Raw genomic sequence first — 440 nt, 5'->3', positions numbered from 1 at the left:
ACCGTAAACAACAGCCGCTAGCATCTCTTCTTCTGTTAGGTTGTCTGCTTGAGACTCAACCATAAGAACAGCGCCTTCAGTACCAGAAACAACTAGGTCAAGCTTAGAGCTTTCTAGTTCAGTCATTGATGGGTTAAGCACTAGCTCGCCATCGATGTGAGCAACACGTGCTGCACCGATAGGACCGTTAAATGGAACACCAGAGATAGACAATGCTGCAGATGTTGCAAGCATAGTGATCATGTCTGGTTGAACGTCAGGGTTAACAGACATTACTGTCGCGATAACCTGAACTTCGTTCTTGAAGCCTTCTGGGAATAGAGGACGAATTGGACGGTCGATAAGACGAGCCGTTAGTGTTTCGCCTTCAGAAGGACGGCCTTCACGCTTGAAGAAACCACCAGGGATTTTACCTGCAGCGTAAGTACGCTCTTGGTAGT

The 440-nt window shown here is 47.5% G+C and carries 1 pseudogene; it reads right to left on the bottom strand.

The annotated features are described in order from the left end of the window. Nucleotides 1-440, bottom strand: a pseudogene (locus AB4585_RS22515) (polyribonucleotide nucleotidyltransferase); the annotation flags it as partial.

The organism is Vibrio sp. 10N.222.49.C9 (assembly GCF_041474985.1).
Taxonomy (GTDB): domain Bacteria; phylum Pseudomonadota; class Gammaproteobacteria; order Enterobacterales; family Vibrionaceae; genus Vibrio; species Vibrio crassostreae_C.
Note: the sequence above shows the minus strand (reverse complement) of the source record. Positions and strands in the feature narration are given on the sequence as shown.